Here is a 26255-nt window from a genome sequence, read left to right as displayed (position 1 = left end):
ATGCGCCTGACCGCCGGATCGCCCGCACGGCTCGGCGCAAGCTGGGACGGACGCGGCACCAATTTCGCGCTGTTCTCCGCCAACGCGCAGAAGGTCGAGCTCTGCCTGTTCGACGCGCAAGGCCGCCGCGAGCTCGAGCGCATCGAGCTGCCCGAGAAGACCGAGGACGTCTGGCACGGCTATCTCAACGACGTCTCGCCGGGCCAGCTCTACGGCTATCGCGTGCACGGCCCCTACGAGCCCGAGCACGGCCATCGCTTCAATGCCAACAAGCTGCTGCTCGACCCCTACGCCAAGCGGCTCGCCGGGCGCCTGGTCTGGAGCGATGCGCATTTCGCCTATCGCACCGGAAGCCCGCGCGAGGACCTGTCGTTCGACCGGCGCGACAACGCGCGCGGCATGCCCAAGGCCGTCGTGGTCGACGAGACCTTCAACTGGGGCCGCCGCGAAATCCGGCCGAACATTCCCTGGGAAGACACCATCATCTACGAGGCCCACGTCAAGGGCCTGACCCAGAAGCGCGACGACGTGCCGCCGAACCTGCGCGGCACCTATGGCGGCCTGTCCTCGCCCGCGATGATCGAGCACCTTAGGAAGCTCGGCGTCACCACGGTCGAGCTGCTGCCGGTGCACAGTTTCGTCGACGACCGCATCCTCGTGGAAAAGAAGCTCGCCAATTACTGGGGCTACAACACGCTGTCCTTCTTCGCGCCGGAGCCGCGCTATGCCCAGGACAATGCGCTCGATTCCTTCCGCACCACGGTGGCGCGGCTGCACGATGCCGGCATCGAGGTGATGCTCGACGTGGTCTACAACCACACCGCCGAGGGAAATCATCTCGGTCCGACGCTGTGCTATCGCGGCATCGACAACGCCTCCTATTATTGGCTGAACCGCGAGAACCCGCGCTATTACGACGACTTTACCGGCTGCGGCTCCTCGGTGAACCTCACCCATCCGCGCGTGCTGCAGATGGTGATGGATTCCTTGCGCTACTGGGTCGAGGTCTGCCACGTCGACGGCTTCCGCTTCGACCTCGCCACCACGCTGGCACGCGGGCCGAACGGTTTTGATCGCGGCAGCTCGTTCTTGACCGCGGTGCGACAGGATCCGGTGCTGGCGACCGTCAAGCTCGTCGCCGAGCCCTGGGACCTCGGCCTCGGCGGCTACCAGGTCGGCGCCTTCCCCTCGCAATGGTCGGAATGGAACGACCGTTATCGCAGCGCCATGCGCCGCTATTGGAGCGGTGAAGGCAGCCTGATCGGCGACATCTCCAGCCGCATGACCGCGTCGTCCGATCTGTTCAATCACGACGGGCGGCGGCCGCGCGCCAGCATCAACCACATCACCGTCCACGACGGCTTCACGCTCGCCGACCTCTTCAGCTACAACGAGAAGCACAACGAGGCCAACGGCGAGGACAATCGCGACGGCTCCAACGACAATCACAGCAACAATTGCGGTGTCGAGGGGCCGACCGACGATCCTGATATCATCAGCCTGCGCCGTCAGCTGCGCAAGAACGTGCTGGCCTGCCTGATGCTGGCCCAGGGCGTTCCGCTGATCCTCGCCGGCGACGAGGTCGGCAACTCGCAATCCGGCAACAACAACGCCTATTGCCAGGACAACGAGGTCGGGTGGGTGGGCTGGGACAATCTCGGCAAGGACGGCGACGACATGATCGACTTCGTCGCCCAGCTCGCCGACATCCGCCGCCGTTTCTCGCAGCTGCGCAGCCATCGCTGGCTCGATGGCCGGCCCAAGGACGGCGTCTCCTACGGCGCGTTGTGGCTGACGCCCGCCGGCGACGAGATGACGGAGAGCGACTGGACATTCCCGGATGGGCGGTTTCTCTCCTATGTGATGGGCCCGATGGAACCGGGTGGGGCCGCGATCTTTATCGTACTGAACGCCGCTCCCGAAGAGATCGCATTCAAATTGCCCAAAATGACCGAATACAAGAGCTGGCAGCAGCTCCTGAACACGACCGATGCCAAGCTGAATACGATCGACTTCCTGCCCGGGAGCGACAGCAAGGCGCCGCCGCGATCCGTGCTCGCCTTCGCAGGCGCGCTATGAGGCCATCCTTCGGGGCGAGGCCGACCAAGGACGGCGTGTCGTTCCGGCTGTGGGCGCCGGCCGCGCGCCGCGTCGATCTCCTGCTCGACCGCAGGCACGCGATGCAGCGCCGGCAGGACGGCTGGTACGTCACCGAGATCACTGGCCTCACCGCCGGCAGCAAATACAAGTTCAGGATCGACGACGAGATCGACGTGCCGGATCCCGCTTCGGCCTTCCAGCCCGAGGACGTGTTCGGCCCGAGCGAGGTGATCGATCACGATGCCTTCGCCTGGCGCGCGCGCGAGTGGCGCGGCCGTCCCTGGGAAGAGACGGTGCTGGTCGAGGCCCATGTCGGCACCTTCACGCCGGAAGGCACCTATCGCGCCATGATCGACAAGCTCGATCATCTCGCCGCGACCGGCATCACGGCGCTGGAATTGATGCCGCTCGCCGATTTCGCAGGACGCCGCGGCTGGGGCTATGACGGCGTGCTGTGGTACGCGCCGGACAGCGCCTATGGCCGGCCCGAAGACCTGAAGACGCTGATCGACGAGGCGCATCTGCGCGGGCTGATGGTGTTCCTCGACGTCGTCTACAATCATTTCGGCCCGGAAGGAAACTATCTCGGCCGTTATGCGCCGACCTTCTTCACCGATGCGCACACGCCGTGGGGCAGTGCGATCGATTATCGCGTGCCGCAGGTGCGCGCCTTCGCCGTCGAGAACGCGCTGTCCTGGCTCGGCGACTACCGCTTCGACGGCCTCAGGCTCGACGCCGCCAATCACATCATAGCTGTCCCGGGCGAGCAGTCCATGCTGCAGGACCTCAGCGTTGCCGCCGGCGAGCTCGCCAAGGCTACGGGACGCCACATCCACCTCGTGCTGGAGAACGGCGACAACCGCGCCAGCCTGCTCGACGCTGCGCAGGATCCGCCGAACGGCAAATATCGCGGCCAGTGGAACGACGACTATCATCACGTCTGGCACGTGATGCTGACCGGCGAGCATGCCGGTTACTATGGCGACTACCAGACGCCGCTCATGGACCTGGCGCGCGCGCTCGCATCCGGCTTCGTCTATCAGGGCGAGATCTCGGAATTCTGGGGCAAGAGACCGCGCGGCGAGCCCAGCGGCCAGCTGCCGCCGGCAACCTTCGTCAATTTCCTGCAGAACCACGACCAGATCGGCAATCGTCCACTCGGCGAGCGGTTGGAAAGCCTGGCATCGCCAAAGCAGATCGAGGCCGCGCTCGCCGTGACCCTGCTCGCGCCGATGGTGCCGATGCTGTTTCAGGGCGAGGAATGGGGCTCGACGGTCCCTTTCCCGTTCTTCTGCGATTTCCAGGGCGGACTCGCCGATGCCGTGCGCACGGGGCGCAAGCGGGAATATGCCTGGGCTTACGAAAAATACGGCGACGAGGTGCCCGACCCGCTCGATCCGGCAACGCTGCAATCGGCCGTGCTCGACTGGACCGGCCGCACGCCGCAACACGATGCGCGGCTTGGGCTGGTGCGAGAGCTGCTTGGCGTCCGTCGCAAGCAGATCATGCCGCGGCTGAAAGGCGCAAGCTTCGGTGATGCAGAGGCGGCCGACAACGGCCTCCTCGCCGCGCATTGGCGCATGGGCGACGGCTCGACGTTGCGCCTTGTCGCCAATCTGTCCGATCACGAGATCACCTCCGGCGTCAGCGCGGGCACGCCGATCTGGGGCGGCGGATCCGGCGAGCGGCTCCCGCCCTGGTCGGTGGTCTGGCGCCTCGGAGCTTAGGATGCCTCCCGCCATTCCGCTCGCGACCTACCGGCTCCAGCTCACCGCAGATTTCGACTTCGACAAGGCTGCCGCCGTCGTTCCTTACCTCAAGGCGCTTGGCATCACGCATCTCTACGCCTCACCGGTGATGAAGGCCCGCAAGGGCTCGGCCCATGGCTACGACACCGTCGACCACGGCCAGTTCAATCCCGAACTCGGCGGCGAAGCCGGCTTTGCGCGGCTGAGCGAGGCGCTTCAGCAGCACGATCTCGGGCTCATCATCGATTTCGTCCCCAACCATGTCGGCGTGCATTTTGCCGACAATCCCTGGTGGCTCGACGTGCTGGAATGGGGCCAGGCCTCGCCGCACGCCGCCTCCTTCGACATCGACTGGGACCAGCTGGCCTACCGCGCCCGCGGCGGCGTGCTGCTGCCGATCCTCGGCTCGTCCTACGGCGAGGCGCTGGAGCGCGGCGACATCGAGCTGCGCTACGACCCGGATGATGGAAGTTTCTCCGCCTGGTATTTCGAGCACCGCCTGCCCATCGCGCCGGAGCGCTACGGCGAGATGCTGCGGATGGTCGTCAAGGAGGCGGACGCGGCGGAAACGGAGCCCGGCAAGCGCCTGCTGTCGCTCGCGACCCGTTACACGGGGCTGCGGCGTCCCAATCGCAAGGAAGCACCCGGCTTCAAGGCCGAGCTCAAGGAGATCGCAGGCGCCGCCGACATCATCAAGCGCGGCCTTGCCGCCTATCGCGCCGGCAAGGACCGCCCGGCCCAGACGCTGACGCTGCATCATCTCCTGGAGCGCCAGCACTACAAGCTCGGGCACTGGCGGCTTGCCTCCAGCGACATCAATTATCGCCGCTTCTTCGACGTCAACGGCCTCGCCGGCCTGCGCGTCGAGGACGCGAGCACATTTGCCGCCACGCACCGGCTGGTGAAGCAGCTCATCGCCGACGGCAAATTGCAGGGAATCCGGCTCGATCACATCGACGGCCTGCGCGACCCCGCCCAATATTGCCAGCGATTGCGCCGGCTGGTGCGCGACGCCCAGGGCAACACCGCCCAAGGCAACACAAAGCCGTTCTATACGGTGGTCGAGAAGATCCTGTGTGAGCACGAGCGCCTGCCGCATTTCGCCGGTGTCCAGGGCACCACCGGCTACGAGTGGATGAATGTCATCACCCACGTGCTGATCGATCCCAGGGGGCTGGAGGCGCTGGACGAGACCTGGCGGCAGATCAGCAACCGGCCGCCGCGGCTTGTGCCTTACGTCAAGGACGCCAAGCGGCGCGTGCTCGAGACGCTACTGACCAGCGAATTCACCGTGCTGACCCGCCTGCTCGCGCGCATCGCCAACGGGCATTATTCGACGCGGGACTTCTCGGCCGACAGCCTGCGCCAGGCGCTCGAGCTCTATGTGCTGCATTTCCCGGTCTATCGCACCTATCTGACGCATGGCGGCCCGACGGCACCGGACCGCAAGCTGATCGACGACACCATCGCGCGCGCCCGCCGGGACTGGTTCGCCGCCGACGAAGGCATTTTCGACTTCCTGCGCGATGCCTTGACCATGGACCTGCTCAAGCCCGGCCGTCCGCCGCACAGCGCCCCGCGCGTGCGCCGCTTCGCGCTGAAGGTGCAGCAATTCACCGGGCCGATGATGGCGAAGTCGCTGGAGGACACCGCGTTCTATCAGTTCCACCGGCTGCTCGCGTTGAACGAGGTCGGCGGCGATCCCTCAAGCACCGGCCTCAGCATTCCCGCGTTCCATCAAGCCATGCAGGCTCGCGCCAGGGAATGGCCGCAAGGCATGACGGCAACCGCCACCCACGACACCAAGCGTGGGGAGGATGCGCGCACGCGCATCGCGGCGCTCAGCGAGATTCCCGGTGAATGGACCAGCGCGGTGGCGCGCTGGAAGGTGCTGAACGCACCGCATCTCACGCTCCACGGCAATTTCCGCGCGCCGTCGGCAACGTTCGAATACATGCTCTACCAGACCCTGCTCGGAGTCTGGCCAATTCAAGCGCCGGCCGATGCCGCCTTGGTCGAGCGCATCCAGGCTTATGCCCTCAAGGCTGCGCGCGAGGGCAAGGAGGAGACGAGCTGGCTCAACCCGCATGAAGCCTATGAGAACGGCATCCGCGACTTCATCGCGAAGATCCTCGACCCTGATCAGTCCGCGGAATTCCTCCAGGCGTTGCAGACGCTCGCGCGCCGCGTCGCGCTGCTCGGCACGTTGAACTCGCTGAGCCAGCTCACGCTCAAGGCGACGCTGCCGGGCGTGCCGGACTTCTATCAAGGCACCGAATTCTGGGACCTGTCGCTGGTCGATCCCGACAACCGCCGCCCGGTCGATTTCGCCGCGCGCCATGCGGCGCTGACATCATTGGAAGCGCCGGATTGGAGCGACCTGATCGGGAGCTGGCCGGACGGCAAGCTCAAGCTGGCCTGGACGCGGCATCTGCTCAAGCTGCGCAACGAGCTTGGCGACGTCTTCGCGCAGGGCGACTACCAGCCGCTGGAGGTACGAGGTGCCCATGCCGACCATGTCATCGCCTTCGCGCGCCGTCATGGCCGCGCCGCCGCGATCGTCGTGGCCGGGCGTCATTTCGCGCCGTTCAGCCAAGCAGGCCGGGAATGGCCCGCACCGGAAGGTATTGACGCCACCATCGACATCACGGGCTATTCAGTGCCGGGCCTTGCGGGCAACGACTTGCCGCTCGCGCAGGCCTTCCACGACTGTCCTGCCTCGGTCATCGCGGCCCGAACCGCGAATGCGGTCAGGGCGCCGCGGCAACGCGTGCGCGCCTGAGGTCACTTGCCCCCGTCCTTGGTCAGCAGCAATTGGCCGCGCTTCCTGATCGTGGCCTGCGCCATCTCGGCAAAGCGCTGCAACAGCCAGGGCAGCACCACCTCGACCCGGACCTGATCGTCGCCGACATCGACCTGCCCTGTCGCGACCTGGCCGAGCGCGCGGATGCGGAAGGCCATAGTGTCGCCGCTCCAGCGTTCCTCCTCGACCTGCATCACGGGAATGCTTGCTGCGGCGCGGCCAAGCCCAGTCTTCAGCCGGCGCACGGCCTCTTCTCGGCCGAGACGATGCGGAATTGAGACGACAAGCGGTGCTGACATGGCCATGGCCCCTGCTGACTGATCCTCATTCCATCATGCCCGATGGCAGGGCAAAAGTTCCATGCATGTGGCGTCGGAGCCTACGTTGCAAGGCCGGAACTTTAAAACCTGCGGCAAGTTGCCCTCGCATAAGGGACAGGTGCAACGACCCTTTGAACAAAGGGGTGGAGGAGATTCGCATGTCAATCGGCACGATCATTCTGATCATCCTGATCATCGCCCTGCTCGGCGGCTTCAGCGGTATCGGCGGCGGGCCGTTCTACGGCACCGGCTATTACGGCGGCGGCGGCCTCGGGCTTGTCATCGTCATTCTGCTGATCCTGCTGCTGATGGGCCGGATCTAGTACGAGATTCCGTAGGGTGGGCAAAGGCGCAACGCGCCGTGCCCACCTCTTCGCTCGAGCGAAAGCAGGTGGTGGGCACGCTTCGCTTTGCCCACCCTACGAGACCCGCCTTCGTGGCAACAGCGACAGACCTACTTCACCTTCCCTGCCAGCTTTTTCATCGCCGCCTTGATCGATGCGGCGGCATCGTCATAACCCTCCCACGCCTTCGAGCGCGCCAGCAGCGCCGGCACGGTGCGTAGCGTGTATCGCTTGGGATCGAGATCGCTCTTCACCTGCGCCCAGGTCAGCGGCATCGAGACCGTGGCCCCGGCACGCGCTCGCGGCGACAACGGGGCCACCGCCGTCGACATGCGGTCGTTGCGCAGATAATCCAGGAAGATCTTTCCCTTGCGCAGCTTCTTCGACATGTTGAGCAGATAGCGTTCGGGATCATCGTCGGCCATCCACTGGCAGACGCCTTGCGCAAACGCCTTGGCCTCCTTCCAGCTCACCCTGTCGCGCGCGCCATGAAGCAGCGGCACCACGACATGCAGGCCCTTGCCGCCCGTGGTCTTGCAGAAGCTGTCCATGCCGATGTCGGCGAGCCGCTGCCGCATCTCCTTGGCCGCCTCGACGACGTCGGCGAAGTCGACGTCGGGCGCGGGATCGAGGTCGAACACCAGCCGGCCCGGGGTGTCGTAGGCATAGGGCGCGCAGTTCCAGGGATGCAGCTCGACGCCGCCGATCTGCGCCACCGCGGCGAGCCCTTCGATCCGGTCGATCTGAAGATAGGGCTTGCGGTCGCCGGAGACCCGCGCGAGCTCCAGAAGGTTCGACGTTCCCTGCATCGCATGGCGCTGGAAGAAGCACTCGCCCTTGATGCCGTCGGGCGCGCGGATCAGCGAGCACGGCCGGCCCTTGAGATGCACGATCATCCATTCGCCGACGGCTTCGAGATAGCGGGCAAGGTCCAGCTTGGTGACGACGCCACCATCGCCGTCGTCCGGCCAGAGCTCCTTGTCCGGCTTCGAGATGACGACGCCCATGACCTCGGCATTTGCAGCGGCCTGCTTCGCTCGCCCGCCCGCCTTCGTGCGCGCCGCCTTCTTGCCCCGGGGCTCGGCGAGCTCGGTATCGACGGGCGTCTCGGCCTGGACTTCCTCGGCCGGCTTGTCCTGCCGCAAGCCTTTGAACGCCGCCTGGCGAATATTGCCGTCGGCCGTGAAGCCCGCGAACTCGATCTCGGCGACGAGCTCCGGCTTCAGCCAATGCACGTCCCGCGTCTTCTTCGGCGCGTTCTTGCCGCCGAACGGGCTTTCCTTGCTCTCCATCGCCTTCAGCACCGGCATGATGCGCTTGATCTTGTCCGCGCCAAAGCCGGTGCCGACCATGCCGACAAAGGCGAGATGATCGCCGCGCTGCACGCCTGCCATCAGCGAGCGGAATTTGCCGTTGGTGGTCTTGTAGCCGCCGATCACCACCTCGTGGCCGGCGCGGCATTTCGACTTGACCCAGCTCTCGGTGCGGCCGGAGCGATAGGGCGCGTTCAGCTTCTTCGACACCACGCCTTCGAGCTCGAGCTTGCAGGCCGATTGCAGCACGGCATCGCCGCCGCTCTCGAAATGTTCGACATAGCGGAGCTGGGTCGATTTCCGCTTGCGCTGGCCCAGCAGCTGCTTCAGCCGGGCCTTGCGTTCGCTGAGCGGCAGCCGGCGGTAATCCTCGTTCTCCGCGAAAAGCAGATCGAAAGCGAAGAAGATCAAGTCGTCGGTCTTGCCGTCGGACAGGGCTGCTTGCAGCGAGGAGAAGTTCGGCGCACCGTCATGGTCGAGCGCGACGATCTCGCCGTCGATCATCACGTCCGGCAGCGCGGCGGCCTCCTCGGCGATGGAAGCGAACTTGCTCGTCCAGTCGAGACCCTTGCGGGTCTTCAGCGTCGCCTCGCCGTCCTCGACCCGGAGCTGAACGCGATAGCCGTCGAACTTGATCTCGTGGCACCAGCCCTCGTCTCCGGGCGGCCGCTCGACCAGCGTGCAGAGCTGCGGCGCAACGAAATCCGGCATCTCCGACACCTTCTTGGCGCTCGTCGCGGTCGTGGCACTTGTCTTCGCCGCCTTGCCGGCCTTCAACGCGGTACGCGGCGCCGGCTTCACCGTGCGCCCTTTCGTCTCTTCGGCACGATTGGACTGCCAGACTGCGTCGGCCTTGCCCTTGGTGCCCTTGGCCAGCATGAACGGCTTCGGCGCGCGGCCCTTGCCCGCGGCGATCTGCTCCATGGTGCGGCCGGAGGCAACAGACTTGTCCTGCTCGAGAATGTCGTTGTCCGCACCTTCGCGAGCATCTTCGTCACGATGCTTGATCAGGAGCCAGTTGGTCCGCTTCTCGCCGCCGCGGTTGCGCATCCGCACCAGGACCCAGCTGCCCTGCAGCTTGTCGCCATGGAGGGTGAACTTCAGATCGCCCTTCTTCAAGCCGGCTTCCGGATCGTCCGATTCCCAGGTGCCGCGGTCCCACAGCATCACGGTGCCGCCGCCGTATTGGCCTTCCGGAATCGTGCCTTCGAAATCGCCATAATCGAGCGGATGGTCCTCGACCTCGACCGCCAGCCGCTTGTCGTGGGGATCGAGCGAAGGCCCCTTCGTCACCGCCCACGACTTGAACACGCCGTCGAATTCGAGCCTGAGATCGTAATGCAGCCGGCTCGCATCATGCTTCTGGATCACGAAGCGCCGCTGTTTCGAGGGCGCCACGGCGGACTTGCCCGATGGCTCCGGCGTTTTCTCGAAGTCGCGTTTCTGTCGGTAGGTGGAGAGTTTTTGCAGCACGACCGGTCCCGCTTCTCGTTCGGCACTCAAAGCCTATCACGGCGAAAGTCCCGCCCGGAACCAAAACCCGATGGGACGGTTGGGGTTCCAAAAGGCCTTGAAAACGCTGGAGAATGGAATGGCCCCGCGCGCCTATTGGAAGGGAACGTTGAAGCTGTCGCTGGTCAGTTGCCCGGTCGTGCTTTATCCGGCGACCACCGCGGCCGAGAAGACGCGCTTTCACCTGATCAACCGCGAGACCGGGAACCGGCTCAAGCAGCAGATGATCGATTCCGAGACCGGTGACGTCGTCGAGAGCGACCAGAAGGGCCGCGGCTACGAGCTGCGCAAGGGCAAGTACGTCGAGATCGAGCCGGAGGAGCTCGAGGCGGTCCAAATCGAGAGTAACCATACCATCGACATCGAGAGCTTCGTGCCGCGCGAGGAGATCGACCAGCGCTACCTCAACCATCCCTATTACATCGCGCCCGACGGCAAGGCGGCGGTCGATGCGTTCGCGGTGATTCGCGACGCGATGAAGGACCAGGAGCGCGTCGCGCTGGCCAAGATCGTTCTGACCAACCGCGAGCACGTCATGGCGATCGAGCCGCTCGGCAAGGGTCTGCTCGGCACCACGCTGCGCTTTCCTTACGAGCTGCGCGAGGAGGACCAGTTCTTCGACGACATCAAGAGCCCGAAGATCACCAAGGACATGGTCGAGCTCGCCGGTCACATCTTGCAGACCAAGGCGGCGCATTTCGACCCCAGAAAGTTCAAGGACGAATACGAGGACGCGCTGAAGGCCCTGGTGAAGCGCAAGGCCAGCGGCAAGAAGATCGAGCTGCCCGAGCCCGAGGAACGGCCGAGCAACGTCGTCAGCCTGATGGACGCGCTGAAGCGGAGCCTGAAGGGCGGCAAGAAGACGGCGGCGAAGTCGCATGCGCGCCGCGCGACCGGGCGACACCGCGCGCCGAGGAAAACACATCGGTCAACGGCGCGGCACAGGAAGGCGGGTTGAGGAGCCTCCCCGACTAGCCCTCGATGTCGTAGGGTGGGCAAAGGCGCAACGCGCCGTGCCCACCAACTTTCCATGATGGCGACGGATGGTGGGCACGCTTCGCTTTGCCCACCCTACAGCTCCATAGGATGAGCATCGACTGACGCGCGCGCCGGAAAGGACAGCAGTGATCAATCCCCCGCCTTCAGCCGATACCCGATCCCCGTCTCCGTCAGCACGTATTGCGGCCGCTCCGGATCGGCTTCGATCTTCTGGCGGAGCTGGCGGACATAGACGCGCAGATATTGCGCATCGGTCAGTTCGTCCCACAGCTCCTTCAGCAGGAAGCGGTGGGTGAGCACCTTGCCGGCGTGCTGCACCAGCACGCGCAACAGGTCATATTCCTTCGGCGAGAGCTTGACGTCGCGATCCCCGATCTTGACGATGCGGCGGACGAGATCGACCGAGAGATCGCCGGTGCGGAACACCGGACGTTCACCCTTGACCTGAAGCTGGTGGCGAAGCGCCGCGCGCATGCGCGCCAGCAGCTCCTCCATGCCGAACGGCTTGGTCAGATAGTCGTCGGCGCCGAGATCGAGCGCCTCGACCTTGCCGGCTTCGTCGCCGCGGCTCGACAGCACCACGATCGGCACGCCTTCGTTGCGCGTGCGGATGGTGCGGAGCAGCTCATGGCCCTGAACGTCGGGCAGCCCGAGATCGAGGATGATCAGCGCCGGCTCCTCGTCGAGCTTCTCCAGCGCCGTCTTGCCGTTCGGCGCTTCCAGGATGTCATAGCCCTGCGTCGTCAGCCCCAGCCGCAGCAATTTGCGGATCGGCGGCTCGTCGTCGATGACCAGGACCTTGATCGGAGCAGCGCTCATGCGGCGGTATCCAATGCGAGGCTCTCTGCCGGAATCGGCAGGCGAATGGTGAGGACCGCACCGCTCCGCTCGCTGCGATTGGCAGCGGAGATCGTGCCGTGCATCGCCTCGACGAAGCCGCGCGAGATGGCAAGCCCGAGCCCGGTGCCGGGGCGGACGTGATCGCCCTTCTGCACGCGATAGAACTTGTCGAACACGCTCTCGAGCTCGCCCGCTGGAATGCCGGCGCCCTCGTCGGCAACCTCGAGCACGACATGAGTACTGTCGCGCCGGGCACGGATCGAGATCGTGGTCTCCGGCGGCGCGTACTTGGCGGCGTTGTCGAGCAGATTGAACAGCACCTGCTCGAACAGCACGGCATCGAGTTGGAGCATCGGCAGATCGGCGGCCAGCAGCAGTTCGACCTTGTGGCGGCTGAGGATCTTGCTGGCGCGCCGCAGCGCGCTGCCCACGATTTCGCTGAGATCGTGCAGCGCCGTGTTGGGCACGATCGCGCCGGATTCGAGCTTGGTCATGTCGAGCAGATTGGCGATGAAGCGGTTGAGTCGCTCGGATTCGTCGATCACGGTGGCGAGCAGGTCGCGCTTCTCGGTGTCGGAGAGCGCACCGGCGAGATCGCGCATGGTCGAGGCTGCGCCCAACACCGACGCCAGCGGCGTCTTCAGATCGTGCGAGATCGAGGTCAACAGTGCCGAGCGCAGCCGCTCGGATTCGACGGTGCGCTTGACGCGGTCCATGTCCTCGACCAGCAGCACGCGCTCGATCGCGAGCGCGCCCTGGTCGACCAGCGCGTCGAGGAGGCGGCGCTGGTCCGGCGTCAGCAGCGGGCCGGTGCGGTCGTCGTCGATGCCGATCACGCCGATCGGGCCGCGCCCGGTGCGCATCGGCAGGAACAGCCGCTTGGCGCCCGGCAAGGTGTCCGAGCCGCGGCCGGCGGGGCGATCGTTGCTCCACGCCCAGTTTGCGGCGGCAAGGTCGGCCTGGTCGAGCTCGTCCTCGGGCGGATAGCCTGATTTCACCGTGAGCAAGCCTTCATCCGGCAACAGCAGCACCACGCGCACCTTGAGCATCAATGCGATCTGGTAGGCACTCGCCCACAAGACGTCGTCGAGCGTTGCAGTGCCGGCGAGCTTGCGGCTGAAGGCATAGAGCTGCTCGGTCATCCTGATCCGGCCGATCGCGGTGTCGGCCTGGATGCGCACGCGCGCCGCGACATTGGAGACGATCATCGCCACCACCAGGAACAGCACGAAGGCGGCGACATTGGTCGGGTCGGTGATCGTGAAGGTGTAGATCGGCGGCAGGAAGAAGAAATTGTAGGACAGCGAGGCCGCGACGGTCGCCAGCAGCGACGGCCACAGGCCGTAGCGCACGGCCACCGCGACCACCGCGGTCAGCAGCACCAGGTCGACGTTCTCAATGCCGAAATAAGGCTGGATCAACTTGGCCGCGCCGAGACCCACAAGCACGATTCCAAGCGCCTTGAGATAAGGCAAGGGATCGAACGGCTCGGATCGTGCGGCGGTCTGCACCGCCATCTTGGGCGCGGCCTCTCCGGAAAGCTCGTTGCCGGGGATGACGTGAACGCTGATATTGCCCGCGCGGCGCACCAGATCGTGCACGACGGAGCCGCGCGTCATCTCGAACCAGCGCGAGCGCGTCGACTTGCCGATCACGATCTGGGTGACGTTGTTGCCTTGCGCGAAATTGACGACGTCGTCGGCGATGCGGCGGCCGACGGCGGGAATGGTCAGCGCCTCGCCGCCGAGCGATTCCGCGAGCCGCAACGTGTCGGCCAGCCGATCCCGCTCCTCGTCGGACAATTGCAGCGATCGCCGCGTCTCGATCGAGATCGCGGTGAACGGCGCATGGAGCCGGTCGGCCAGCCGCTTGGTGTAGCGCACGAGGCCGGCCGCGCGCGGATCCTCGCTGACGCAGACCAGGATGCGCTCACCCGCGGCCCAGGGCCCGGGAATCGCATTCGCCTGCATGTGGTTGAGCAGCTGCTCGTCGACCCGCTCGGCGGTGCGGCGCAGGGCGAGCTCACGCAGCGCCGTGAGGTTGCCCGGCGAGAAATAATGCTCCAGCGCCCGCTCGGCCTGCTTGGGCACATAGACCTTGCCCTCCTTCAGCCGCTGGATCAGGTCGTCGGGCGTGAGGTCGATCAGCTCGATGGCGTCGGCGCGGTCAAACACCGAATCCGGCACGGTCTCGCGCACCCTGATATGGGTGATCTGCGCAACGACGTCGTTCAGGCTCTCGATGTGCTGGATGTTGACGGCGGTGTAGACGTCGATGCCGTGCGAGAGCAGCTCCTCGACGTCGAGATAGCGCTTGGGATGGCGGCAAAGGGGCGCATTGGTGTGGGCGAGCTCGTCGACCAGCGCAATCTGCGGCCGCCGCGCGATCACCGCGTCGAGGTCCATCTCCTCGACGATCTGGCCGCGGTAGTCCAGCCTCTTGCGCGGGACCACTTCGAGGCCGCGCACCAGCGCCTCGGTCTCGGCGCGGCCATGGGTCTCGACGAAGCCGACCACGACATCGATGCCGGCCTTGCGCTTGGCATGCGCGCTTTGCAGCATCTCGTAGGTCTTGCCGACGCCGGGAGCGGCGCCGACGAAGATCTTCAGCCTGCCGCTCGCGCTCTCCTCGCGGCGCGCCGCTTCCAGCAGGGCCTCCGGGGACGGACGTTGTTCGGGATCGCGGCGCTCTCGGACCATCTTGCCAGTATAATCACCCCCACACTGCGAGCCTAGACGGCTACTTCGCAGCCATGCGATCGAGCGCGAGATTCAGCGCCAGAACGTTAACCCTGGGCTCGCCGAGCAGGCCGAGCAGGCGGCCTTCGGTGCTGGCCGTCACAAGCTGCTTGACCTGATCCTCAGGCAGATTCCGTGCCTTCGCCACGCGCGGCACCTGGAATTGCGCCGCTTCCGGCGAGATGTCCGGGTCGAGGCCGCTGGCCGACGTCGTCACCAGGTCGACCGGCACGGCGGCGTTCGGATTTTCGCTCCTGAGCTTGTCCACATCCTCCTTCAGCCGGTCGGCCAATGCCTTGCTGGTCGGGCCGAGATTGGAGCCGCCCGAATTGGCGGCGTTGTAGGGCGCGGGCACCGTCTTGGTCGAGTCCTTCGGGTCCGGCGCCAGCGTCGCCGAGGGGCGGCCGCGGAAATATTTGTCGTCTTTGAACTCCTGCCCGATCAGGGCGGAGCCGATCACCTTGCCGTCCTTCTCGATCAGGCTGCCTTGCGCCTGTACGGGAAACAGCGCGCCGGCAATGCCGGTCATGGCGAGCGGATAGGCAAGCCCGGTGATGGCGGTGAGCGCCAGCAGCAGGACGATGGCGGGGCGGATTTCTCTGAGCATGTCTTTCTCCAAATTTCTCCCGTCATTGCGAGGAGCGAAGCGACGAAGCAATCCAGGCTATCAACCGCGGAGATAGTTCTGGATTGCTTCGCTTCGCTCGCAATGACGGATTCAAGCCAAGTGCAAGGCGGTCACCGCGAGGTCGATCACCTTGATGCCGATGAACGGAATGACGATGCCGCCGAGCCCGTAGATCAGGAGGTTGCGGCGGAGCAGCGCGCCGGCGCCGACGGCGCGGTAGGCGACGCCCTTCAGCGCGAGCGGGATCAGCGCGATGATGATCAGCGCGTTGAAGATGATCGCCGACAGGATGGCGCTCTGCGGGCTCGACAGGTTCATGACGTTGAGCACGTTCAGTTGCGGGTAGAACGCCAGGAACATCGCCGGGATGATCGCAAAATACTTGGCGACGTCGTTGGCAATCGAGAACGTCGTCAGCGCACCGCGCGTCATCAGGAGCTGCTTGCCGATCTCGACCACCTCGATCAGCTTGGTCGGGTTGGAGTCGAGGTCGACCATGTTGCCGGCCTCGCGGGCGGCCTGGGTGCCGGTGTTCATGGCGACGCCGACATCGGCCTGGGCGAGCGCCGGCGCGTCGTTGGTGCCGTCGCCGCACATCGCCACCAGCTTGCCCTTGGCCTGCTCGTCGCGGATCAGCTTGAGCTTGTCCTCAGGCGTTGCCTGCGCCAGGAAATCGTCGACGCCGGCTTCCGCCGCGATGGCAGCGGCCGTCATCGGGTTGTCGCCGGTGATCATGATGGTGCGGATGCCCATACGGCGGAGCTCGGCGAAGCGCTCGCGGATGCCGCCCTTGACGATGTCCTTGAGCTGGACGACGCCGAGCAACTTGCCGTCTTTCGCAACCGCAAGCGGCGTGCCGCCGGCCTTCGAGATTTCGTCGGCAATGGTCTGGATCTCGCGGCCGACCTCGGAAAGCCCGCCGGGCTGAAGGGCGCGCGCGGCGTTGCCGGAGGCAATCGCCAGCGGCGCGCCGCCACCGACATAGTTGAGCATGGCATCGACCGCACCCTTGCGCACCGACGAGCCGCCGGCATCGACGCCGCTCATGCGGGTCTGCGCCGTGAACGGGATAAAGGTGGCCCCCAGCTCGGCCATGTCGCGGCCGCGGATGCCGTATTTCTCCTTGGCCAGCACGACGATGGAGCGGCCTTCCGGCGTCTCGTCCGCGAGCGAGGCGAGCTGGGCGGCATCCGCCAGCTCCTGCTCGGTCACGCCGCGAACGGGACGGAACGCGGTCGCCTGCCGGTTGCCGAGCGTGATGGTGCCGGTCTTGTCGAGCAGCAGCGTGTCGACGTCGCCGGCGGCCTCGACCGCACGGCCCGACATCGCCAGCACGTTGAAGCGCACCAGGCGGTCCATGCCGGCGATGCCGATCGCGGACAACAGCGCGCCAATCGTGGTCGGGATCAGCGTCACGAACAGAGCCACCAGCACGACCACCGAGATCGAGCCGCCGGCATAGGCCGCGTAGCTCGGAATGGTGACGGTGGCGAACACGAAGATGATGGTGAGGCCGGCGAGCAGGATGTTGAGCGCGATCTCGTTCGGCGTCTTCTGCCGCTCGGCGCCCTCGACCAGCTTGATCATGCGGTCGATGAAGGTCGAGCCCTGGGCTGCGGTGATGCGGACGCGGATCAAGTCCGACAGCACCTGCGTGCCGCCGGTCACCGCCGAACGGTCGCCGCCGGATTCGCGGATCACGGGCGCGGACTCGCCGGTAATGGCGGCCTCGTTGACAGAGGCGACGCCCTCGATCACCTCGCCGTCGGACGGAATGGTGTCGCCGGCTTCGACCAGCACGATGTCGCCGACCTTCAGGCTGGTGCCCGGCACCAGCTTGAAAGCCTGGCCGGCGCCGGTCAAAAGCTTGGCCTGGCTCTCGGTGCGGGTCTTGCGCAGCGATTCGGCCTGCGCCTTGCCGCGGCCTTCCGCAACGGCTTCAGCGAAATTGGCGAACAGCACCGTGAACCAGAGCCAGAGGATGATCTGGAAGGTGAAGCCCAGGCCGGCACCACCCGTGACAACATCGCGCAGGAAGATCACGGTGGTGAGCGCGGCCACGATCTCGACCACGAACATCACGGGATTCTTCACCATCAGCCGCGGATCGAGCTTGGTGAAGGAGCCCCGGATCGCCGGCATCACGATCTTTGGATCGAGCATTGCCGACATCGGCGCGCGCTTTTGCAGTTTCATCGTTTCCATGGAGGTCACTCCAAACCAATCAGAAGTCAGAACACTTGGCCGGCGTTCATCGCGAGATGCTCGACGATCGGGCCGAGCGCGAGCGCCGGGAAGAAGGTGAGACCGCCGATGATCAGGATCACGCCGACGACGAGGCCGACGAACAGCCCGCCGGTGGTCGGGAACGTACCCGCCGACGGCGGAATCGACTTCTTGGCCGCGAGCGATCCCGCAATCGCCATCGCCGGGATGATCATGAAGAAGCGGCCGACGAACATCGCGGATGCGAGCGTGAGGTTGTAGAAGAAGGTGTTGCCGGTGAGGCCCGCGAAGGCCGAGCCGTTGTTGCCGGTCGCCGAGGTGAAGGCGTAGAGCACCTCGGTGAAGCCGTGCGGGCCGGCATTCGCCATCGAGGCGACAGCAGCCGGATAGACTACGCCGACCGCGGTCCAGCCGAGATACATCAGCGGCAGCACCAGGATTGCGAGCATCGCCATCTTGACCTCGCGCGCCTCGATCTTCTTGCCGACATATTCCGGCGTGCGCCCGACCATCAGGCCAGCGACGAAGATCGCGAGCACGACGAACAGCAGCATGCCGTAGAGGCCGGCGCCGACGCCGCCGATGATGATCTCACCGAGCTGCATGTTGATCAGCGGGATCATGCCGCCGAGCGCGGTGAAGCTGTCATGCATGGCGTTGACCGCGCCGCAGGACGCCGCCGTCGTGATCACGGCGAACAGCGAGGAGGCGACGATGCCGAAGCGGACCTCCTTGCCTTCCATGTTGCCGCCGGTCAGGCCCAACGCCTGGAGCGTCGAGGTGCCATTGGCTTCCGCCCAATAGGTGACAGCGACGCCGGCGACGAACAGCACGCCCATCACGGCGAGGATCGCCCAGCCCTGGCGCTGGTTGCCGACCATACGGCCGAACACGTTGGTCATGGCTGCGCCGATCAGGAAGATCGACAGCATCTGCACGAAATTTGACAGCGCGGTCGGGTTCTCGAAAGGATGCGCAGCGTTGGCATTGAAGAAGCCGCCGCCGTTGGTCCCTAACATCTTGATCGCGACCTGCGAGGCGACCGGGCCGACCGCGATGGTCTGCTTGGCGCCCTCGAGCGTGGTCGCTTCGACGTAGTCTCCAAGCGTTTGCGGCATGCCCTGCCAGACCAGGAACAGCGTGAACACGACGCAGATCGGCAGCAGGATGTAGAGCGTGCAGCGGGACACATCGACCCAGAAGTTGCCGACCGTGCGCATGGATGCGCGGGCAAAGCCACGGATCAGGGCAACCGCGAGCACGATGCCGGTGGCCGCCGACAGGAAATTCTGGTGCGTCAGGCCGACCATCTGGGTCAGATAGGACAGCGTGCTTTCGCCGCCGTAGTTCTGCCAATTGGTGTTGGTGATGAAGGAGATCGCGGTATTGAAGGACAGATCCTCGGCGGCCGCGGACTGGCCGGCCGGATTGAACGGAAGCACGGCCTGCAGCCGCAACAGGCCGTAGATGATGAGGAAGCCGCCGACATGGAACAGCAGCATCGCGACCGTGTAGGTCAGCCAGTGCTGCTCGCGCTTCTCGTCGACGCCGGAGATCCAATAGATGCCGGCCTCGATCGGGCGCAGAACGGGCGACAGGAAAGTGCGCTCGCCCTTGAATACGGACGTCATGTACCAGCCGAGCGGCTTGGTCAGCGCAACCACGATCGTGCAATAAAGAATGATCTGGAACCAACCGATTACAGTCATGGCATTAACCCTTCAGGCTTTTGGTCCGGCGCAAGTGCGGCAGGAGCAGCGCGAGCAGGCCCGCGACGAGCGCAGCGTCGGCCAGCAGCAATTCGACGAGCAGCAGCACGGCGTCAGAACCGCTCGGGCCGCAGCAGTGCATAGGTGAGATAGATCAGGAGGCCGAACGAAACGGCGCCGGCGAGCGCATAATCGAAGATCATGGTCCGCTCCCTCACAGCCGTTCGCAAGAATAGGTGTAGCCGATCGCGAGGGCAAAGAAGACGAAGCCCAGCGCCAGCATCAAAAGGTCCATCATGGCGATACTCCTCGAGAGAGACGATGTCCGGCATAGCCGTCTCTGGATCCCGGCGGGCCGCTTGCTGCGATCGAGCGCGGCACGGCCGGAAACTTCACCGCGCTGAGGTGCCACCGCGCCCATAGGTTTTCGAGATGAGGCCGATGGCGACGTTATAGGAATCTCATAAAGGCCGGCCCGTCCCGGCGCAGGGCTATCGCATATGAATTTCACCTGGATTGTCCGCGGGCTTACTCCGCCTCTCCCGCTTGCGAGAGAGGCCGACGCGCTCGCAGAGCGCGGCGGGTGAGGGCTCTCGCCACGCGGGGAAATCTTCTGCAGTCCCGAGCAATCCCGACGCGGAAGCACCCTCTCCCCAGCCCTCCCCCGCAAGCGGGGGAGGGAGCCCAGTGCCGATGCCGCCGCACCGCGCGCACCATATGCGATAGCCCTGCTCCCCGGCGGGCGGTTTTGGCGAGAACGAAAGCCGAGGGACGATCGCGCTGCCCCGGAAGACCCTCCACTTATGGAATCCCTATATCTCGCGCCCGATCCCCATCTCGTTTTCAAATGCTCTTCCCGCCATCTTGGCGAGGCCGGCCGACTGACCGACGCCAATTCCAGGAGGCCTGACATGACCGCCGCTCTCCAACCGCTCGATCTCCCCTCGCTCGCCGAGCGGCTGTGCAAGGCGCATGCGGCGACGCGGCCGCTGATGCTCGACATCATCGGCGACGCCTGCCGGCGCATCCACTCGCTCGGAGACAGCGAGCGCACCGCACGCCTCACGCGCCTGGTCGACGCCGAGGCATGGGCCGATGCCGCGCTGGTTGTGATGGCGCTGGAGCTGCCGATGTGGCAGGTCCGCCGCATCGCCTACGATGACGGCGAGTGGCATTGCGCGCTGTCGCGCGAGCGCGAGCTGCCGGACTGGCTGGATGCCGCGGTCGAGGTGCGCCATGCCGACCTCGCGCTCGCCCTGCTGTCGGCATTCGTCGAGGTGCGGGCGCTGACCGCCGACGTATCGCGGCCGAGCGTTCCGTCGGTGCGCCCGGCGCTGGATCCGCTTTACGAGCCGGTCGCTTGCGACAATTTCGGCTAGGCCGTGCCGGCGGATCGACGCTCCGCTCCGTCTCGCCAAGCTCGTGCCTTTGAAACGAGCAGCCGAACGCGCAGCGCAGTCGCGATGCCCGGTTGAGGCCGGCTATCCCGCGGAAAAGGCATTGCCTAAAAGTACCGGCCGATCTGGCGCAGTTTCGCGGAACCGTGTAGAGCGGTTTCATGAGCACCAGCAACGTCAATGTCGTCGCCCACCCCCTGGTCCAGCACAAGCTCTCCCTGATGCGGGAGAAGGACCGCTCGACCAAGAGCTTCCGCGAGATCCTGAACGAGATCGGAATGCTGCTCGGCTACGAGGTGACGCGCGACCTGCCGCTGGAGCTGGTCGAGATCGAGACGCCGATTGCGGCCATGCAGGCGCCGAAGATCGCCGGCAAGAAGCTCACGCTGGCGCCGATCCTGCGCGCCGGCGTCGGCTTCCTCGACGGCATGCTGGCGCTGATGCCCTCGGCGCGCATCGCCCATATCGGGCTCTACCGCGACCCCGAGACGTTGCAGGCCGTGGAATATTACTTCAAGGCGCCGCAGGACCTGTCCGACCGCACCGTGATCCTGATGGATCCGATGCTGGCGACCGGCAACTCGGCCTGCGCCGGCGCGTCCCTGCTCAAGGCGCGCGGCGCCCGCGACATCCGCTTCGTCTGCCTTCTGGCCGCGCCCGAGGGCATCGCCAAGTTCCAGAGCGAGCACCCCGACGTGCCGATCTGGACCGCGGCGATCGACGAGCGGCTGAACGATCACGGTTACATCGTGCCGGGCCTGGGCGATGCCGGCGACCGGATGTTCGGCACCAAGTAGACAGGCTTGCGCGACCGGGTTAGTCCGATGGCCATGAGTGCCAACGACATCTCGCTGCAATCGCTGCTCCGGATCGAGACCGCCGCCGATCCTGCCTTGGTTTTCGACGGCAAGCCCGTCTCGCGCGCAGAGTTCTCGGTAAAGGTCGAGCAGACCGCCGCCTGGCTTGCGGCGCAAGGCATCGGCAAGGGCGACGTCGTCGCGGTCTGGCTGATCAACCGGGTCGAATGGCTCGCACTGTTGTTCGCCGCCGCACGGCTCGGCGCGATCGTCGCCGCCGTCAATACGCGCTATCGCAGCGCGGAAGTCGCGCACCTGCTCAAACTATCAGGCGCGAAGCTGATGGTGGTCGAGGCTGCCTTCCGCGCGATCGACTTCGCTGCAATCCTCGCCGATGTCGCCAAGGCCGAAGTGCCCGCACTGCAACGGCTGGCGGTGGTCGGCGCAAATGCGCTGCCGGCGCACTGGCCCTGCGTGCGGTTGGATGCCTTCGAGACGCCCTACCCGCCCCCTCCGCCGATCCAGGATGATGTCGACCTGCCCGTGCTGCTCTACACGACGTCGGGCACGACCAAGGGGCCGAAGCTGGTCGCGCATTCGCAGCGAACGCTGGCGACGCACGCTGTCTCCATCGCCCACGCGCTCCAGCTCGATCCGCGGCGTCATTCGCTGCTCGCCATGCTGCCGTTCTGCGGCACGTTCGGCATGACGAGCCTGCTCGGCTTCCTCGCAGCCGGTGCAACCATTCATGTGCTCGATGCCTTCGAGGCCGCGCCAGCCCTGCAGATCCTCGGCACGCAACCGATCACGCATTGCTTCGGCTCGGACGAGATGTTCCGGCGCATCCTCGCCCTCACCGATGCGCCACGCCCGTTTCCGCAGCTCGAAGTCTGCGGCTTCGCCGCGTTTCAGCCCGGCTGGCGCGAGCTGGCTGCGGAAGCCGAGGCGCGCGGCCTGAAGCTGTTCGGCCTCTACGGTTCGAGCGAGGTGCAGGCGCTGTTCTCGATCGGCCGCCCCAGTGATGCCTTTGCCGATCGGATCGAGGGCGGCGGCTGGCCGATGTCGCCCGACGCGAAAGTCCGCGTGCGCGATGTCGAGACGGGCGAGCTCGCCGCCAGTGGCGTCTCCGGCGAGATCGAGATCAGCGCGCCCTCGCGCTTCCTCGGCTACTTCAACAATCCGGCGGCGACGCGCGAGGCGATCACCGCCGACGGCTTCTTCCGCACCGGCGACATCGGCCGGCTGCGCGGCGACGGGTCGTTCGTCTACGAGACCCGCGCCGGCGATGCGATGCGGCTCGGCGGCTTCCTGGTCGCGCCCGGCGAGATTGAGGACGAGCTCAAATCCTGCGCCGGCGTCGCCGACGCCCAGGTCGTCGCAGTCGATCTCAAGGGGCAGGCGCGCTGCGTCGCCTTCGTGATCCCGACGACGGAGCCACCAATGCAGGAGACGCTGATCGCGCGTCTGCGCGAGCGGCTCGCCGCCTACAAGGTGCCGGCGCGGATCTACGTGGTGGACGCCTTCCCCGTCACCGACAGCGCCAACGGCGTGAAGATCCAGCGCGCCAGGCTTCGCGCCATGGCGATGGAGCGGATCGCTGCCGAATAGACCCGTTCAGTACGACTTGTTCAGTACGATTTGGCGAGCCCCAGCACCTTTTCCGCGATGAAGCTGAGCGCAAGCTGCGGGCTGACCGGCGCAATGCGCGGGATCAGCACCTCGCGCAAATAACGCTCGACGTGGAATTCCTTGGCGTAGCCGAAGCCGCCATGGGTCATCACCGCCTGCTCGCAGGCCGAGAAACCCACTTCGCCCGCCAGATATTTTGCGGCATTGGCAGCGGCGCCGCAGGGCATGCCCTTGTCGTATTGCCAGGCCGCCGACATCACCATCAGCCAGGCCGCTTCGAGCTCGACCCAGTTCACCGCGAGCGGATGCTGGATGCCCTGATTCTTGCCGATCGGACGGTTGAACACGACGCGCGTCTTGGCGTATTCGGTCGCACGCGACAGCGCGAGCTTGCCCAGACCAACGGCTTCTGCCGCGATCAAGATGCGCTCCGGATTCATGCCTTCGAGGATGTACTGGAAGCCTTTGCCCTCTTCGCCGATGCGATCCTCCATCGGGATTTCGAAGTCCTCGAAGAACAGCTCGTTGGAATCGACGATCTTGCGGCCCATCTTCTCGATCTCGTGGACCTTGATCCTGTTGCGGTCGAAATCGGTGTAGAACAGGCTGAGGCCATGGGTGGGCGAGCGCACCTCCTCCAGCGGCGTGGTGCGCGCCAGCAGCAGGATCTTGTGTGCGACCTGCGCGGTCGAGATCCACACCTTCTGACCATTGACGATATAGCGATCGTTCTTGGCGACCGCGCGGGTCTTCAGCTGCGTGGTGTTGAGGCCGGTGTTCGGCTCGGTGACGGCGAAGCACGCCTTCTCGCGGCCATCGACCATCGGCGGCAGCATGCGCCTGCGCTGCTCCTCGGTCCCGAACACGACGACGGGGTTCAATCCGAACACGTTGATGTGCACCGCCGAGGCACCGGACATGCCGGCGCCCGACTCGGCGATGGTGCGCATCATGATCGCAGCTTCCGTGATGCCGAGCCCGGAGCCACCATATTCCTCGGGCACGCAGATGCCGAGCCAGCCGGCATCCGCCAGCGCCTTGTGGAAGTCGTGCGGGAAGCCGCCGTCGTGGTCCTTCTTCAGCCAATAGGCGTCGGGAAAGCCTTCGCAGATCTTGGCGATGGCGTCGCGAATGGCTTCCTGCTGATCGGTGAGCGCGAAATCCATGGCCTTGATCTCCCTTCGCCAAGCGTTCTTTAGCTCGAAAAACCGCATGCAGATACGTGAATTTGCCCGCGAAGTGTGTCTACCATGCATGGGGTCATGCGGCGCGACGTGACGAGCGCGCCGTTATTTCGCAGGGAGGAAACCGCGATGGCCGGACTTTATTTCGAGGACTTTTCCGTGGGCCAGGAGTTCAGGCATCCGCTGAGCCGGACCGTCACGGAGATGGACAACACCCTATTCAGCCTGCTGACGCTCAACCCGCAGCCGCTGCACATCGACGCCCATTTCGCCGAGAAGACCGAGTTCGGCCAACGCATTTTCAACAGCCTTTACACGCTCGGCATCATGATCGGCATGACGGTCTATGATACGACCCTGGGCACCACCGTCGCCAATCTCGGCATGACCGACGTCACCTTTCCAAAGCCGGTCTTCCATGGCGACACGTTGCGGGCGACGACAAAGGTGCTCTCGGTGCGGGAATCCAGATCGCGGCCCAGGGCCGGTATCGTCGAGTTCGAGCACCACGCCCTGAACCAGAACGACGAGATCGTCGGCAAATGCCGCCGCATGGCGATGATGCACAAGAGGCCGATCTGATGCGTTCGATGCTGTTCGTGCCGGGCGATTCCCCGCGCAAATTCGAGAAGGCGAGCGAAGGCAAGGCCGACGCGCTGATCATCGACCTCGAGGATTCCGTCGTCGCCGAGAAGAAGGCCGAAGCGCGTGAGCTCACGCTCTCGATGCTGACGAGCCGCCCCGGCCCGCATCAGCTCTACGTCCGCGTCAACGCGCTCGACACCGGCCTGACGCTGGCCGATCTCGCTGCGGTGATGCCGGGCAGGCCTGACGGCATCGTGCTGCCGAAATCGCAAGGCGGCGACGACGTGCGGCAGGTCGCGACCTGGCTCGAGGCTTTGGAAGCCGCTGCCGGCATCGCGGCCGGTTCGACCCGCATCGTCTGCGTCGCGACAGAGACCGCCGGCTCGATCTTCGGGCTCGGCAGCTACAAGGGCTGCTCCCCTCGCCTCGCCGGCCTGATGTGGGGCGCGGAGGATCTCTCCGCCTCGCTCGGCGCCACCGAGAAGGCGAGCGGCGGCGTGTTCCACAGCCCCTATCGCCTGGCGCGCGATCTCTGCCTGATGGCGGCGGCCGCGGCCGAGGTCGCGCCGATCGACACGGTTTACACCGACATCGACAATCTCGCCGGCCTCGAGCAGGAGACGCGCGCGGCGCGGCGCGACGGCTTTTCGGCCAAGGCGCTGATCCATCCCAAGCATGTCGACATCGTCAACGCGGCCTTCGCGCCGACGGAGGCCGAGCGCGCCTGGGCGGAGAAGGTGATCGCAGCATTCGCGAGCAATCCCAATTCCGGCACACTGCGGCTCGACGGCCAGATGATCGACAAGCCGCATCTGCGCGCCGCGAAGAAGATTCTCGGGCAATCCTAGAGCGGGCGTAGGCTGCGGCCTGAAGTTGGCGGCCTCAATCGAATGCCTGAACGGGCGGTGCGGGCGGTTGCGCCGGCGCGGCAGGCGCGGCCTGAACCGGCATTGCCTGGACCGGCGGAGCCGGATTGCCGGCAGCTCTCATCTGGCCGTTGGCGGCCATCGCCTCGCGCGTGCGCGGCGGGCTGCCGGTCGCGGCGGCGCGACGCGGCGGCGGCTGCCGGTGCCTTGCCGACTGCGAGCCTCTCAGGCCCCAGGAACGGGCGATCGACGGTCCGGCCGTGTAGCCGATCAAGGCGCCGGCGACCGCACCGACCGGGCCCAGCACCACCGCACCCGAGACCGCGCCGAGCGCCGCATCGCCCGCGCGCTCCTGCGCGAGCGCGCTCGCGGGCATGCAAGCCAGCATTGCGACAGCAGTGATCAGTGCCTTGGTCATCGGAGCGCCTCCCTCGCGAAGGATCACTCCTGCTCAAATATGGCCACACGAGGTTCGCTTGCCGGCCAACAAAAGGCAATCGCGCCCGGAACCCGGCCG

At 65.8% G+C, this 26255-nt stretch carries 21 protein-coding genes; 10 read left to right on the top strand and 11 right to left on the bottom strand.

From position 1 onward, the window contains the following. The 3 genes from glgX to treY are packed head-to-tail and all read left to right on the top strand — an operon-like array spanning position 1 to position 6630. Positions 1-2079 carry a glycogen debranching protein GlgX gene (gene glgX, locus XI05_RS05870; protein WP_271499636.1) on the top strand — a complete coding sequence of 693 codons (2079 nt, stop codon included), beginning with the start codon at positions 1-3 and terminating at the stop codon, positions 2077-2079. Further along, positions 2076-3827, top strand: coding sequence for a malto-oligosyltrehalose trehalohydrolase (gene treZ, locus XI05_RS05865; protein WP_271499632.1), 1752 nt, complete (start codon positions 2076-2078; stop codon positions 3825-3827). Before glgX ends, treZ begins: the two co-directional genes overlap by 4 nt. 1 nt (position 3828) lies before the next feature. After that, positions 3829-6630: a malto-oligosyltrehalose synthase gene (gene treY, locus XI05_RS05860; protein ID WP_271499629.1), complete on the top strand. Its 2802-nt coding sequence runs from the start codon at positions 3829-3831 to the stop codon at positions 6628-6630. A 2-nt stretch (positions 6631-6632) separates the two neighbouring features. Here the strand turns inward: treY and XI05_RS05855 are convergent, their stop codons facing one another. Continuing rightward, a complete protein-coding gene (locus XI05_RS05855; protein WP_271499627.1) occupies positions 6633-6950 on the bottom strand; it encodes a polyhydroxyalkanoic acid system family protein in 318 nt (105 codons plus the stop codon). A 179-nt stretch (positions 6951-7129) separates the two neighbouring features. Here XI05_RS05855 and XI05_RS05850 point away from each other — a divergent pair, with 179 nt between their 5' ends. Then, positions 7130-7294 carry a DUF3309 family protein gene (locus XI05_RS05850; RefSeq protein ID WP_008560028.1) on the top strand — a complete coding sequence of 55 codons (165 nt, stop codon included), beginning with the start codon at positions 7130-7132 and terminating at the stop codon, positions 7292-7294. 131 nt (positions 7295-7425) lie between these two features. On the opposite strand, the gene ligD is transcribed toward XI05_RS05850, so the two are convergent. Beyond that, on the bottom strand, positions 7426-10101 hold the full coding sequence (ligD, locus tag XI05_RS05845) for a DNA ligase D (protein ID WP_271500582.1): 2676 nt from the start codon (positions 10099-10101) through the stop codon (positions 7426-7428). Positions 10102-10219: 118 nt separating this feature from the next. Between ligD and ku the strand changes: the two genes are divergently transcribed. After that, positions 10220-11098, top strand: a complete 879-nt coding sequence (gene ku, locus XI05_RS05840) for a non-homologous end joining protein Ku (protein ID WP_271499623.1) — start codon at positions 10220-10222, stop codon at positions 11096-11098. A 170-nt stretch (positions 11099-11268) separates the two neighbouring features. Here ku and XI05_RS05835 read toward each other — a convergent pair whose 3' ends face one another. From XI05_RS05835 to XI05_RS05805, 7 genes are all read right to left on the bottom strand, one after another. Next, positions 11269-11958 (bottom strand): response regulator, encoded by a 690-nt coding sequence (locus XI05_RS05835; RefSeq protein ID WP_271499621.1) that lies wholly within the window; start codon positions 11956-11958, stop codon positions 11269-11271. Next, positions 11955-14678 (bottom strand): sensor histidine kinase, encoded by a 2724-nt coding sequence (locus XI05_RS05830; protein WP_271499618.1) that lies wholly within the window; start codon positions 14676-14678, stop codon positions 11955-11957. The genes XI05_RS05835 and XI05_RS05830 overlap by 4 nt, the downstream gene beginning before the upstream one ends. Positions 14679-14718: 40 nt before the next feature. Continuing rightward, the gene (locus XI05_RS05825; protein ID WP_271499615.1) at positions 14719-15324 is read right to left on the bottom strand and encodes a K(+)-transporting ATPase subunit C; all 606 of its coding nucleotides are present in this window, start codon (positions 15322-15324) and stop codon (positions 14719-14721) included. Positions 15325-15435: 111 nt separating this feature from the next. Beyond that, positions 15436-17550: a potassium-transporting ATPase subunit KdpB gene (kdpB, locus tag XI05_RS05820; protein ID WP_271499613.1), complete on the bottom strand. Its 2115-nt coding sequence runs from the start codon at positions 17548-17550 to the stop codon at positions 15436-15438. A gap of 26 nt (positions 17551-17576) precedes the next feature. Continuing rightward, a complete protein-coding gene (gene kdpA / locus XI05_RS05815; protein WP_271499610.1) occupies positions 17577-19280 on the bottom strand; it encodes a potassium-transporting ATPase subunit KdpA in 1704 nt (567 codons plus the stop codon). 113 nt (positions 19281-19393) lie between these two features. Then, complete coding sequence (locus XI05_RS05810; protein WP_035698142.1) at positions 19394-19483, bottom strand: K(+)-transporting ATPase subunit F; 90 nt, start codon at positions 19481-19483, stop codon at positions 19394-19396. Between the two features lie 11 nt (positions 19484-19494). Further along, on the bottom strand, positions 19495-19701 hold the full coding sequence (locus XI05_RS05805; RefSeq protein WP_271499607.1) for a hypothetical protein: 207 nt from the start codon (positions 19699-19701) through the stop codon (positions 19495-19497). Between the two features lie 490 nt (positions 19702-20191). Here XI05_RS05805 and XI05_RS05800 point away from each other — a divergent pair, with 490 nt between their 5' ends. The 3 genes from XI05_RS05800 (at position 20192) to XI05_RS05790 (ending at position 23082) form a co-directional block, all read left to right on the top strand. After that, positions 20192-20659 (top strand): hypothetical protein, encoded by a 468-nt coding sequence (locus XI05_RS05800; protein WP_271499604.1) that lies wholly within the window; start codon positions 20192-20194, stop codon positions 20657-20659. A 179-nt stretch (positions 20660-20838) separates the two neighbouring features. Next, positions 20839-21474 carry a uracil phosphoribosyltransferase gene (gene upp, locus XI05_RS05795; RefSeq protein WP_172786898.1) on the top strand — a complete coding sequence of 212 codons (636 nt, stop codon included), beginning with the start codon at positions 20839-20841 and terminating at the stop codon, positions 21472-21474. Between the two features lie 33 nt (positions 21475-21507). Then, positions 21508-23082, top strand: a complete 1575-nt coding sequence (locus XI05_RS05790) for an AMP-binding protein (protein WP_271500579.1) — start codon at positions 21508-21510, stop codon at positions 23080-23082. A 20-nt stretch (positions 23083-23102) separates the two neighbouring features. Here the strand turns inward: XI05_RS05790 and XI05_RS05785 are convergent, their stop codons facing one another. Continuing rightward, positions 23103-24269: an acyl-CoA dehydrogenase family protein gene (locus tag XI05_RS05785; protein ID WP_271499602.1), complete on the bottom strand. Its 1167-nt coding sequence runs from the start codon at positions 24267-24269 to the stop codon at positions 23103-23105. A gap of 96 nt (positions 24270-24365) precedes the next feature. Here XI05_RS05785 and XI05_RS05780 point away from each other — a divergent pair, with 96 nt between their 5' ends. Together XI05_RS05780 and XI05_RS05775 are read left to right on the top strand one after the other, a co-directional pair. After that, positions 24366-24869, top strand: coding sequence for a MaoC family dehydratase (locus tag XI05_RS05780; protein ID WP_333939819.1), 504 nt, complete (start codon positions 24366-24368; stop codon positions 24867-24869). Continuing rightward, a complete protein-coding gene (locus tag XI05_RS05775) occupies positions 24869-25720 on the top strand; it encodes an HpcH/HpaI aldolase/citrate lyase family protein (RefSeq protein WP_271499596.1) in 852 nt (283 codons plus the stop codon). The genes XI05_RS05780 and XI05_RS05775 overlap by 1 nt, the downstream gene beginning before the upstream one ends. A 34-nt stretch (positions 25721-25754) precedes the next feature. Here the strand turns inward: XI05_RS05775 and XI05_RS05770 are convergent, their stop codons facing one another. After that, complete coding sequence (locus XI05_RS05770; protein WP_271499593.1) at positions 25755-26156, bottom strand: hypothetical protein; 402 nt, start codon at positions 26154-26156, stop codon at positions 25755-25757. Between the last annotated feature and the right edge of the window lie 99 nt (positions 26157-26255).

Origin of the sequence: Bradyrhizobium sp. CCBAU 11357, assembly GCF_028128865.1 — a bacterium.
Classification (GTDB): domain Bacteria; phylum Pseudomonadota; class Alphaproteobacteria; order Rhizobiales; family Xanthobacteraceae; genus Bradyrhizobium.
Note: the sequence above shows the minus strand (reverse complement) of the source record. Positions and strands in the feature narration are given on the sequence as shown.

What these genes read in the sequence shown, in the direction of transcription:
- glgX (WP_271499636.1), top strand. Translation starts at nt 1, where the DNA reads ATGCGCCTGACCGCCGGATCGCCCGCACGGCTCGGCGCAAGCTGGGAC.
- treZ (WP_271499632.1), top strand. Translation starts at nt 2,076, where the DNA reads ATGAGGCCATCCTTCGGGGCGAGGCCGACCAAGGACGGCGTGTCGTTC.
- treY (WP_271499629.1), top strand. Translation starts at nt 3,829, where the DNA reads ATGCCTCCCGCCATTCCGCTCGCGACCTACCGGCTCCAGCTCACCGCA.
- XI05_RS05855 (WP_271499627.1), bottom strand. Translation starts at nt 6,950, where the DNA reads ATGTCAGCACCGCTTGTCGTCTCAATTCCGCATCGTCTCGGCCGAGAA.
- XI05_RS05850 (WP_008560028.1), top strand. Translation starts at nt 7,130, where the DNA reads ATGTCAATCGGCACGATCATTCTGATCATCCTGATCATCGCCCTGCTC.
- ku (WP_271499623.1), top strand. Translation starts at nt 10,220, where the DNA reads ATGGCCCCGCGCGCCTATTGGAAGGGAACGTTGAAGCTGTCGCTGGTC.
- XI05_RS05835 (WP_271499621.1), bottom strand. Translation starts at nt 11,958, where the DNA reads ATGAGCGCTGCTCCGATCAAGGTCCTGGTCATCGACGACGAGCCGCCG.
- XI05_RS05830 (WP_271499618.1), bottom strand. Translation starts at nt 14,678, where the DNA reads ATGGTCCGAGAGCGCCGCGATCCCGAACAACGTCCGTCCCCGGAGGCC.
- XI05_RS05825 (WP_271499615.1), bottom strand. Translation starts at nt 15,324, where the DNA reads ATGCTCAGAGAAATCCGCCCCGCCATCGTCCTGCTGCTGGCGCTCACC.
- kdpB (WP_271499613.1), bottom strand. Translation starts at nt 17,550, where the DNA reads ATGGAAACGATGAAACTGCAAAAGCGCGCGCCGATGTCGGCAATGCTC.
- kdpA (WP_271499610.1), bottom strand. Translation starts at nt 19,280, where the DNA reads ATGACTGTAATCGGTTGGTTCCAGATCATTCTTTATTGCACGATCGTG.
- XI05_RS05810 (WP_035698142.1), bottom strand. Translation starts at nt 19,483, where the DNA reads ATGATCTTCGATTATGCGCTCGCCGGCGCCGTTTCGTTCGGCCTCCTG.
- XI05_RS05805 (WP_271499607.1), bottom strand. Translation starts at nt 19,701, where the DNA reads ATGGGCGCGGTGGCACCTCAGCGCGGTGAAGTTTCCGGCCGTGCCGCG.
- XI05_RS05800 (WP_271499604.1), top strand. Translation starts at nt 20,192, where the DNA reads ATGACCGCCGCTCTCCAACCGCTCGATCTCCCCTCGCTCGCCGAGCGG.
- upp (WP_172786898.1), top strand. Translation starts at nt 20,839, where the DNA reads ATGAGCACCAGCAACGTCAATGTCGTCGCCCACCCCCTGGTCCAGCAC.
- XI05_RS05790 (WP_271500579.1), top strand. Translation starts at nt 21,508, where the DNA reads ATGAGTGCCAACGACATCTCGCTGCAATCGCTGCTCCGGATCGAGACC.
- XI05_RS05785 (WP_271499602.1), bottom strand. Translation starts at nt 24,269, where the DNA reads ATGGATTTCGCGCTCACCGATCAGCAGGAAGCCATTCGCGACGCCATC.
- XI05_RS05780 (WP_333939819.1), top strand. Translation starts at nt 24,366, where the DNA reads ATGCGGCGCGACGTGACGAGCGCGCCGTTATTTCGCAGGGAGGAAACC.
- XI05_RS05775 (WP_271499596.1), top strand. Translation starts at nt 24,869, where the DNA reads ATGCGTTCGATGCTGTTCGTGCCGGGCGATTCCCCGCGCAAATTCGAG.
- XI05_RS05770 (WP_271499593.1), bottom strand. Translation starts at nt 26,156, where the DNA reads ATGACCAAGGCACTGATCACTGCTGTCGCAATGCTGGCTTGCATGCCC.